This window comes from Youngiibacter fragilis 232.1 (assembly GCF_000495435.3).
Classification (GTDB): Bacteria; Bacillota; Clostridia; order Clostridiales; family Clostridiaceae; genus Youngiibacter; species Youngiibacter fragilis.
This window is the reverse complement of the sequence record NZ_AXUN02000170.1, coordinates 1-9,660: the sequence shown is the minus strand read 5'-3', so window position 1 is coordinate 9,660 and position 9,660 is coordinate 1. Positions and strand designations below refer to the sequence as shown.

Annotated in this window: 11 protein-coding genes; 1 reads left to right on the top strand and 10 read right to left on the bottom strand. The window is 41.1% G+C overall.

Features of this window, described 5'->3' with window-relative positions:
- Positions 1 to 453: 453 nt before the first annotated feature.
- Positions 454 to 1,452 (bottom strand): Ig-like domain-containing domain, encoded by a 999-nt coding sequence (locus tag T472_RS08785; protein WP_023384017.1) that lies wholly within the window; start codon positions 1,450 to 1,452, stop codon positions 454 to 456.
- A gap of 572 nt (positions 1,453 to 2,024) precedes the next feature.
- On the opposite strand from T472_RS08785, the gene T472_RS20640 reads away from it, so the two are divergent.
- Positions 2,025 to 2,228, top strand: a complete 204-nt coding sequence (locus T472_RS20640; protein ID WP_369322967.1) for an IS66 family transposase — start codon at positions 2,025 to 2,027, stop codon at positions 2,226 to 2,228.
- An 813-nt stretch (positions 2,229 to 3,041) separates the two neighbouring features.
- Here T472_RS20640 and T472_RS08780 read toward each other — a convergent pair.
- From T472_RS08780 to T472_RS08745, 9 genes are all read right to left on the bottom strand, one after another.
- The gene (locus T472_RS08780) at positions 3,042 to 3,662 is read right to left on the bottom strand and encodes a 4Fe-4S binding protein (RefSeq protein WP_023384014.1); all 621 of its coding nucleotides are present in this window, start codon (positions 3,660 to 3,662) and stop codon (positions 3,042 to 3,044) included.
- The gene (locus tag T472_RS08775; protein WP_023384012.1) at positions 3,662 to 4,270 is read right to left on the bottom strand and encodes a 4Fe-4S binding protein; all 609 of its coding nucleotides are present in this window, start codon (positions 4,268 to 4,270) and stop codon (positions 3,662 to 3,664) included. Before T472_RS08775 ends, T472_RS08780 begins: the two co-directional genes overlap by 1 nt.
- Before the next feature lie 284 nt (positions 4,271 to 4,554).
- A complete protein-coding gene (locus T472_RS08770; RefSeq protein ID WP_369322964.1) occupies positions 4,555 to 5,514 on the bottom strand; it encodes a helix-turn-helix domain-containing protein in 960 nt (319 codons plus the stop codon).
- 86 nt (positions 5,515 to 5,600) lie between these two features.
- Positions 5,601 to 6,089: a DUF3788 family protein gene (locus tag T472_RS08765; RefSeq protein WP_160319134.1), complete on the bottom strand. Its 489-nt coding sequence runs from the start codon at positions 6,087 to 6,089 to the stop codon at positions 5,601 to 5,603.
- A gap of 101 nt (positions 6,090 to 6,190) precedes the next feature.
- Positions 6,191 to 6,439, bottom strand: coding sequence for a hypothetical protein (locus T472_RS08760; RefSeq protein ID WP_023384006.1), 249 nt, complete (start codon positions 6,437 to 6,439; stop codon positions 6,191 to 6,193).
- A gap of 123 nt (positions 6,440 to 6,562) precedes the next feature.
- Entirely contained in the window at positions 6,563 to 7,945 is a 1,383-nt protein-coding gene (locus T472_RS08755) for an amidohydrolase (protein WP_023384003.1), read from the bottom strand.
- 52 nt (positions 7,946 to 7,997) lie between these two features.
- A complete protein-coding gene (locus T472_RS08750; RefSeq protein WP_055831786.1) occupies positions 7,998 to 8,231 on the bottom strand; it encodes a hypothetical protein in 234 nt (77 codons plus the stop codon).
- Positions 8,232 to 8,387: 156 nt separating this feature from the next.
- Positions 8,388 to 8,834 (bottom strand): DUF3795 domain-containing protein, encoded by a 447-nt coding sequence (locus tag T472_RS19330; RefSeq protein ID WP_242864787.1) that lies wholly within the window; start codon positions 8,832 to 8,834, stop codon positions 8,388 to 8,390.
- 269 nt (positions 8,835 to 9,103) lie between these two features.
- Positions 9,104 to 9,508 (bottom strand): hypothetical protein, encoded by a 405-nt coding sequence (locus tag T472_RS08745; RefSeq protein ID WP_023383998.1) that lies wholly within the window; start codon positions 9,506 to 9,508, stop codon positions 9,104 to 9,106.
- Between the last annotated feature and the right edge of the window lie 152 nt (positions 9,509 to 9,660).

Here is a 9,660-nt window from a genome sequence, read left to right as displayed (position 1 = left end):
TTATTGTGCGAAGTTTGAGTAAATTATCTGAGATAACGGATTGGATTTAACATGGCAATACACCTCTCCTCTAAAGGATATGCCATTTTACAATTTGGCTCCATACCATTTTATATTTCAGCACTAATTTTATTTACGCTTTGGCGTATTTGTTTTAAAATTCTGTTCGATTTCAGCATACTATGGTGTAGTTTTAGATTGCTCGAGAAATTGCGGTTGATGGTTTGAATCTCTCATGACTTAAGTCACGAGATTCAATCATGAGGATAAATTCGCTATGGAATTCAAATCCTATTTGGAGGTAGCCCTTGAAAAATAATATCTAAAAAACAAGGCACTCTACGATAATTGCAGCGTAGGGTGCCTTATTCGCTCAAGAGATTGGATAATGTGGTACCATCTTTAATTTGAAGACCTGTTTCTTATAGCTTTTTGTGACTCATCTTATATGGATCACTTTGATTTAATAGTAAAACTGATACTATGCTCCTCTATCAGAGAATTACCGTACTGGCCCTCCACGGCACCTACAGGAATTGTAACAGTGCAAAGGCTGGCATACGGGATATTCCCTTTGATGTTAAGAATAAGATTGGAATCATGTATTCTATATGTGAAGTCCATGTCAGCTCCTGATTTATTTATTTTAATCTCTCCAAAATTATACCCTTCTTTAATCTCTTCACTGAAGGTTATCCTAATAATCTTGTTCCGCGGAACTCCTACAGCTCCATTACCCGGATCTGTTGCCACTATTCTTATGACTATCGCTTGATGCTTACCATCAGCAACATCATTATCCACGCTGGTAACTGTTACAGTTTGCGGTATGTTATAGTCCGTAATCGTAAAGACTACCATAGGTTTGTCAATCGTAATGCTGCTTGAGTCACTGGAGCTTATTGTAATGGTAGCATTATCGGTTGGTCGGCTGTTCAGGCAAACGGTAAATGTGGCTGTCGAACCATTTTCATTCATTGTTATGGTTTTGGGAGAAACTATCACGCCAGGGGTTATACCAGGCTTTGCTGGATCGTCATCATTCACAATAATGCTTACATCTTCTGGATCCATTCCGTCATAGGCAGGATCCGTGCTTTCGGCAGGATCCAATATGACAATCGCAAGATATTTACCGTCGGGGATATCATTATTTATGCTGGTAAATCTTACTGTTTGCGATATCGAATAGTCCATAGGCGTAAAGATCAAGTAAGATTTGTCAACCGCGATTATGCCGGGGTCACTGGAGGATATGGGAATTATCACATCACCGGTCGGCTGGCTGTTCAGATAAACGGTAATGGTATCTGTCATACCATTCTCAACCGTTGTTAAGAATTGGGGAGATACAGTCACACCAGGGATGATGCCAGGATCAGCAGCATTGGCAGTAAGGTTAAAAATCGGCAGCAAAAAAAACGCCAATACAAATATTAATACCCTTTTCATTTTACTCCTCCTCACAACTATTGTTTAGCCTTCGCGGGAACGCAGTAACCTGAGTACATTCAGCATTAGCAGCATCTATATATTTCTAATCACAATAATTTATTAGAGCGTAATAGCATTAACCATAATGTAGTAGAAGTAAACATTCTAAGATATTATATAGCAATAGTACCTCTAAGTGTGATTGTTTACAAGTTAACATTCCTTCATATTTTCTCTGCATCCATCAATGAAAGAGCATTTTCCTGCCATATGGAAACAAGTATGAAGCCCCCCAATATCGAAGGCAATGAAGGAGTAACGAGCATTAACCAACATCAGAATTATATCGATGGCTACTCAGGCTACAACAGTGTTGATAATTTATTGGCTAATATGGGTCGTAAGTTTTTAATGCCACCATAGCTGCAAGAACACTTACTGCAAAGTGCATACGTCCCACAAATGATTAGAGTATTGTGACCTGCTCTTTAGGGATGAAGAGCCTGTTTAGTATGTCGCAATTGAGTAACTCTTTAAAAGTACAAACTGAAACAAGCAACCCAGTCGGGTTTTAGTGCCATCAAAGGCCTATCCAGCAAAAGAGTCAGGCCCTACCGAAGTCCATGCTCAGAGAAGCGGTAAACTACGAGTTAAACCAATTGGACAAGCTACAGAACTACCTGGTTGATGGAAGCCTGGAAATTAGTAACAACCTTTCGCAGGGATCAAAAAACCATTTATTATTTCATGAAAAACTTCCCCTTCAGCAACTCGACCCGCGGAGCAACAGCTAGCGCGGTGGTATTCAGCAAATTAGAGACAGACAAAGGAAATATACTCAATTCGTTTCCCAACATGACATATGTACATGGTAAGCTTCCAAACATACACGCTAGAGCCAGACGGAGATGGATTCACTTTTTCTGTAGTCACCGGATCTTCCTGAGGAATGCAGGCTTCCATACAAAATAATAAGAACCTCATCTCCGGATGGGGTTTTCATTTTCAGAGCATAATCCATTCGCCCAAATTTCAGCGTTTCTACCATGTGCACAGCAATTTTCGCTTGCGTAGCGTAGAAATTGACTTTTTCCCATTAAAATCGCTTTACCAATTGGCGTAACAAATCTTAAAATACGACACCGCTCTATTCAATAAGAAGACAATCGTGGCGGACTTGACCGCATAAATATTCTACGAGCATTTATTGTGCAAGATTTTTACACATATCAATCCAAGAGTCTAATATTTTTTCATCCAACCACCTCACAAAAACGGATTTCATCATGCGGCAGGGATACTGGAAAATTTTCAATGTTTGATATCTACGGCGTCCTGCGAGTAGCATTCAATAATGACTGCTTTTAATTAGTATTATCCATAACGGGTACAGGAACGAATACCTTTAAGTTATACTCTGTGAGAAATAGAACCAAATCCAAGCACTTGAATTGAGGTGCTGGATTTGGTTCTCGCTAAATACTATAATTCATCTTTGGGTGCGACTCAGTCTATTTACCAATTGCAAACAAAATATTCCGTACCTTTTTTATATTCATGTACCTTGGAGAATCCAACACAATGACTGATTCAAACTCAATATACTCCTAGAGGAAGAACATAGCATCAGTTGGGCATGATTTCTGGCAGTCAAAGCAGAGCAGGCAATGTGTTGGATCAACAACCGCTGCTTTTCCTTTCTCAACAGTGATTGCATCTCCAGGACACTGTGTCTCACACACCTTGCAGCTGACGCATCCCTTGGACTTGATACTGTGCTTCGAAAATCTCGACGTCAGGCTGAACAGCACACCCCAAGGACACAGATACCTATGCCATGATCTTTCATTTATGAATAAAGTAGTAAGAAGTCCAAGTGGAATGATGATCAGGGGAAGAGGAAATTTTCTACCCTGTGTAATGGTATATATTGTGTAGCTAAGACCTATTAGAAAAAGTCCAAAAGCTATCCATCGTAGTTTTTGGGATTTCAACAGGTCAGGAACCTGCTTCTTCTGAGTACCTAACTTCTTCCCTAACCAGGAGATGGGCCGCATTAGAGTGTTAATGGGACAAGCGAAGCCACAATAGAACCGTCCAAAGAACGTTGCAAGTATGATAGATACAAAAATGAAGCCCATCCATACCTGGGCTTTATTGATAAGCATCAACAGGATAAATACTGCTAAAAATAGAATCTGAATGGTCTTTCTGTTTCTGACTAACATTACACTACCCCTTTTCTCTTTATTTCGATATCTGCTTTCGTCTTAATCTTGCTTAACGCAAGATCGGAAATCGTATTTACAGGACATATAGTACACCATGTCCTGGGTTTGAATATTCCAGCAAGAACCAGTCCTATAACAGTCGTAGTGAACATCATGGAATAGACTCTGAAGGACAGATGCACTACCCAGCCTGGAATCGAACCGAAATCCAATATCTGTGGAATATTCCATGGAATCTGGAATAAGAGTAGGAACCTGATCCTTTCAAGCGGAGCTCTAACCCCTCTTGAGACCATAATGGTTGACATGGTCAGGATGAAGAGGTTGATGCAGAAATATCCTAGAACGAACCATTTTGTTCTGCCTTTAGTCAGCCAAGATGGTGCAGCTTTTTTTATCAGCGATTTTCCATGAAATGCATTCTGGAAAAGACTCGATCTTGGACAATATCCCTGGCACCAGGTCTTTTTCCTGTCCTTATACAGCAATACGAAAGGAAGAATAAGACAGATGAATCCTAACCATCCGAAGATGATGTTGAAAAAACCGAGACCGAAAAAGACAATTGTAATGATGTACAGATAGTTTAACGACTTACTTTTCAAAACTTACCTCCTGTGAAACTTTCCACTTGCTGCCAGCATCCGACTTTGCAGGGATTTCACCTCACTAAACCCCACGCAACGACTCCATTGATACCCCCACCCCCACGGGGAGGGTTAGCTTCATATTAACAGGCCTATTCCATTAATGCAATATACTACAAGCTCATAGAAAAAATTCACTGAGGAATTCATGTCTTTGTAATATGGCCCTTGATGAAAATAACAAGCAAGGCACGCTAAGGATGCCTTGCTTGTTACTTATACTGAAATCACGATGTTAACAGTTACTTTACTGCCCGTAACTCGATATATCCCCTTGTACCAATTGGTTCTAGTTGTATCCTGGGATTTGCATCATCCCAGGAATAACCAATTAAAGCAGGGTCGTAGCGGTTCATAGCGGTTTGCAGAGCTTCAATTGCTTCGCAGTAGTTTTCTTCCTCAAAGGGCTCACCCTGAAACATCATATATTTTGCATTCGGTAACGCAATGATATCGAATCCATCAGGAACTGAGTCATTGAAATCGTCAGATACTTCAACGCCCTGAACATATTCTGAGGTTCCGGGTTTACAATACTTCTCAGGAAGCCATAGACACACAGGTTCTCCGAAAAGGGATTTCATGCTGGTAAGTATCCCCCACACATCACAACCAACCTCCTGACAATACGTCCAATATTCTGTCGCCGTCTGCCCACGCTTGATGATTACCTTGCGGGAAGGTCTATCAATGACCTGAATAAAGACATTCTTGATAGTTTCCATTCTTTTTGTCTCCTTCCAAAGTCCTCTGAATTTTACGCCATAAGGAGTGAACAAAGACAGCGGAATCGGATTCAAAGCATATTCTTTTGGATTGCAGCCGAATTCCCGGAAGAATTCTCGCTGATAGCCATCCACGCTGCCAAATCCCATATCGTAGGCCACATCGATGATCCTGCAGGCCTCATCGCGTAACTTGAGTGCGGATTTCGACAGTTTGAGCCGCCTGATGTAGTCTGCCGGTGTCAATCCAGTCAGTTCTTTGAATAACCTGGCAGAATACCATGGAGATAGATGGGCAGCTTCAGATAACTCTGCCAATGTCACTCGCTCTGTCAAATTAGCCTCAATATAGTTTTGCATGCGTTGAACTGCTTCCACTTTATCTGTCACATGTATCACCACCTGATGATTTCCATTATAGAAGCTTTGTGATAGGATTTCTCGACGTTCTTTGCTTTGTTGGGTATTATCTGTCATAGAATACAACCATCTAGATGCTTTTCAATGGAGGTTTTCCTGATCAATCATACCTGCGATTATTACATAGGCAGTTAAATTTCCCTCTATTTCAATTTTTTCTTAAATTCAACAAGGGTATAAATCTCTTCAAACTTTTCATCTGAACTCAATTCAAAAACAAGTGGAAAGAACTTCAGTTTTTTCCCCATTTGTTTTGAGTCATCTATCATCTGCTTAACTTCATCACCAATCGGAAGACTGGATGTATCTGCTCGAGCTTTTTCAGGAACGTAGATGGTCACCTTGAAGAAGCAGTCCCAAATCGACAACCAAAAAGCAGTTGTTTCATTTTGACCACCACGAATGCCTGTCCATCTATGTATTCCTTTTGCAAGCCACGCCTTGCCATCAGTATAGTATCTCCATTCCAAATGAATATCATGGTTCTCAAGTCTGTTGACAAACTTTAGGTAAGAGTTGTATGCTGCTCCAAGCGCTTCCGCAATAACTTCACTCGTTGGTTGTATGTCGGGACTTCTTAACAATTGCTGCTTAGTTGATATCATTGCTTTATTTTTCAGTTTTTCATTCACCATATTTCCACCTTGTTCTAGGCTAAAGTATGCAATTTACCCTATGAATGATAATTGGTTTGATCTTTAAGTAGTCTTAACCTTGCAGACAGGCTCACGCTTCACAACATCAACCCTGTTATCCCGCCTACTGCAAAAATATCAATGTCCCCATTAGTTAAGGTGGCATTATGACAGATGTAGTCCAATGCTTTAAAAGATGCGGCATCGATGTCATAGCCGAAAGTACGGATAGTATTTTCAAAGAAATCTGTTGCTTCTCTATTCCCTGATGAGCCCGTACGCCTATTGGGCTTCACATCGCATAAAGTCTTCAGATATTCATTAGCCTTTTCGAAGTATTGGTTCATTTGGAATCCTCTCAAAATTTATTATGCACATTTAACTTCGGTTCTTACACTTTCGCGCAAATGAACCCCATAAGTCGAGATATATTCCGGCTTCTATGGAGTGCATTATTTAATGGCTCTGATTTACATCAGAGGACTTTGGTATGGCTTTCCATCTGTGCGCTTTTTGAATTCCTCTTTGGCCTTACTTAAAATTTCCGAGTGGTTGACCAGATCAAAGAACATTCCTGCCATGATTTTCGAAGCATAGAGCATTCCCTTCTGTCCCAGCGTGCTGCCTGATGCCGATGCGGACTGCCAGGTATGAGCATTTACTCCAATGGGCCAAGTAGCCGTAAATATAGCACTGAAGGGCATGATCCAGCTGACGTCTCCAATGTCGGAAGAACCTGTTATGGAATACACCATGGCTTTTTCTTTGGGCACGACATTCAGACTGATAAAATCATTCTCGTCATAGAATCCTATGTTTTCCCGTTCTTTAACTACCTGATCGGGAGGAAGTGACTGAGACAAGGCTTTGGCCAGTTCTCTTTCTTCATCACTATAGGGAGACATCTTCATCTCTTCATAATTCCTGCTGGCCAGATCGAAGAGCACTTCATTTGGCAGAATCTCGTAACATCCCCCCTCAATTTTATAATCGAGGGAAGTATCGGTCATCAGAGCTCCACCTTTCTGACAATTGATCACTCGATTTGTAATATCATTGACATCGCTACGGTGAGGAGCTCTCACGTAATACCAGGAGGCTGCCTCCTTGGGAACTATGTTTGGAGCCTCACCTCCATTGGTAATGATGTAGTGGATCCTTGCTGAACTGATTACATGTTCTCGCATAACGTTAACACCCATGTTTGCCAGTTCCACAGCATCCAGGGCACTGCGTCCCTGTTCCGGAGCTTGTCCCGCATGGGAGGAAACTCCCGTGAAGTGGAACCTCATATTGTTCATGGCAAGAAACCCCTGATACACCGGGAAATTTGCATCCCAAGGATGGAAGGAAAACGCAGTATCACAACCGTCGAAAGCGTGATGCTTTGCCATGATGACTTTTCCATCCAGCAGTTCTTCCTGAGGACAGCCGTAAAACCTTATTGTTCCTTCCTGACCGCTTTCCTCCAGGTATTTTTTGGCAGCAATGGCTCCTCCGAAAGCACAGGTGCCGATGAGGTTATGACCACAGGCATGTCCTGCGCCTCCGGACTGCACCGCTTTTTTTTCTTTGCTACCTCCTTCCTGGGAAAGTCCCGGCAGGGCATCATATTCCCCGAGTAAAGCCACCACAGGATGCCCCTGGCCGTACTCGGCATAGAATGCATATTTTAGTTCCTCTTGATGGAACTCATGGATGGTGAATCCGTGCTCTTTCAGCAGTCTTTTGAATTTCGAGGAAGATTTTTCCTCCTCCCTGGATACTTCCGGTTCATCGAACAGGGATTGTGCGATGGAAAACAGTTCATCTGCGTGCTGATCAAGATATTGAGCTAAATCTACTTTATTCATCGATCTTCTCCTATCATGTCATTTAAGGGTACAAAAATATCAAAAGCGGGTATTATTTCTTCATCTCCGATTTAGCCATAGGAACGGTCATCAGGATGGGGATGAAAGCAATAAGTACCATAAACAAGTTAAACAACAGCGCGACGGCAGCAGAATAACGGACAGAAATATTATCTGCTCTTCCCCAGAACATACCTTTGATGAATTCCACCTGCCCACTGCTGAGCCCTGTGAAAACAGCAGCGGAAATGGCCATTCCAAAGGATGCGCCAAGAGATGATTCCATTTAATATTAATCTGAAGCCAAACCGGCTTTTCTGCAGGGACAGAAGACAAAGCTGCATCGGTGGATGGCGTGACATAGAATCCCAATCCTATTCCGAAGAGCGTAAATCCGATAGCGGCAACAACCATATTGATTTGCTCCAAGTATTTTTAAGCCCTATTCTTCGTTCCATCGGTATTTTTTATTCTGTAGTAATGTATGAAAACTACAATTCAGGCATAGTCCATTATGACAGCAGATTGTTCCTCCGCACTTAGGGCATCTCCACTTAATTTCTTCCTTTATCAGGAACCTCTCTATCCCATTTTCTCTTATGTAATTGAGATTATCTATCATGCTCATATGATATTTTTCACGGTAGCGCTTATCTAGCGCTTTTAATCTCTTGCAGGGATACTTGTCGCACTCAAAGCAGAACCGGATTTTCCCTTTTCCAAGTAACTCACACCAATTATTCAAGTGTGTGCAGTTTTTTCCCCTAGGAATACAGCCAAGGCAATACGACTTATGAAAACCCTGCTTATTTAAATCATTTTCTCTGAATCGATAAGCACTACATAAGTTACAGTTCATCCCACATGGAGCAATCAAATCTTCTTTCACTTTGAATTCTCCTCCTCTCGATAAACAAGCTAATACGGTCGAAAATGATATGGTCAAATTGCATTTTTTGCCGTCTACTTATGTTTGATTTTTGCTCTAAAATTGAATTTCTTCTTAACTTACCCTGGCATAAATACCAACCCGTTTTTCTCTTTTAGAAGGTTTGGTCAGTATGAAATGTATTTTAGGGTTTCCAGACATATTCCACCTTCTTATAAATATGACTCCAACCCCAGACAAACTGGAATTTAATAATCCAATGATATAAATTAGCTTTTTACTTTAATCTTATGATAATCTTGATACTCTCTGAATGTGTTAATGTATTCCCATTCATTAGTTTTTAATGCCTGACGACGTTCTAACGCAGTAGAAATAGCTTTTGTTACCAGATATTCATTTCCAAAAATCTCATGAAAATTATCTTTAGCAAAATTGAATATTTCAGATAAATATGATGCTTTCTCATAAGCGCTAGCTATATCGACACGAAGCACTCCCGTTTCTCCACCAAATCCTTCAATTGTCCCAACTGCTTCACCTGTCGCATTGTCTACTATTGAAAACCTAATGAAGCATTGTTTTTCATATAAATCCAGCCAGTAGCCTATTGTCTCTGACATCTTCTCCTGGGTATCAATATAAAAGCCAAAATCACAGTTGTCATCATTCATAAGCTCAACTGAGTATACCGACGTGGCGGAGCCACCAGTTCTCCTGAAATAGAGCCACCTAATCTCTTATTGAGAGCCAATGATATGGTGGCGGGAGCCACCATGAGAGATGGCTCACCTTTAGTTACATTAATGTTACTGCTGACTTCTGT

Excerpts from the sequence above, each read along its gene's own strand:
- T472_RS08770 (WP_369322964.1), bottom strand. The coding sequence starts at position 5,514 with ATGACAGATAATACCCAACAAAGCAAAGAACGTCGAGAAATCCTATCA.
- T472_RS08755 (WP_023384003.1), bottom strand. The coding sequence starts at position 7,945 with ATGAATAAAGTAGATTTAGCTCAATATCTTGATCAGCACGCAGATGAA.
- T472_RS08745 (WP_023383998.1), bottom strand. The coding sequence starts at position 9,508 with ATGAATGATGACAACTGTGATTTTGGCTTTTATATTGATACCCAGGAG.
- T472_RS08785 (WP_023384017.1), bottom strand. The coding sequence starts at position 1,452 with ATGAAAAGGGTATTAATATTTGTATTGGCGTTTTTTTTGCTGCCGATT.
- T472_RS08780 (WP_023384014.1), bottom strand. The coding sequence starts at position 3,662 with ATGTTAGTCAGAAACAGAAAGACCATTCAGATTCTATTTTTAGCAGTA.
- T472_RS08760 (WP_023384006.1), bottom strand. The coding sequence starts at position 6,439 with ATGAACCAATACTTCGAAAAGGCTAATGAATATCTGAAGACTTTATGC.
- T472_RS08750 (WP_055831786.1), bottom strand. The coding sequence starts at position 8,231 with ATGGAATCATCTCTTGGCGCATCCTTTGGAATGGCCATTTCCGCTGCT.